Below are 284 nucleotides of genomic sequence, written 5' to 3'. Positions count from 1 at the left end.
AAAATCGAAATGGGGCAAGGAATCATTAATGCAATACCCGCAATCATAGCGGAAGAATTAGATTTAGAATGGTCAACTATAGAAATCAAGCTGGCTGACGCGGACACGAAGCATGCCCAACTTCGAACCAGTGGAAGTAGCTCAATCAAGTCACTATGGCTCCCTCTTCGAACTGGGGCTGCAGGTGTCAGGGGCATGCTACTACAAGCAGCAGCCCAAACTTGGGAGGTTGATCAACAAAGTTTAAGCACCAAAAATGGCCAAGTTATAAACCAGCAAACAGG

General features: G+C 46.1%; 1 protein-coding gene. It reads left to right on the top strand.

Annotation, left to right across the window (positions count from 1 at the left end; genetic code table 11):
• Positions 1-284: molybdopterin cofactor-binding domain-containing protein (locus tag A3729_RS10915; protein WP_156497892.1), on the top strand; the 284-nt coding region annotated here is incomplete at both ends.

The organism is Oleiphilus sp. HI0043, from assembly GCF_001634935.1.
This window is presented reverse-complemented; position numbering and strand designations above follow the sequence as displayed.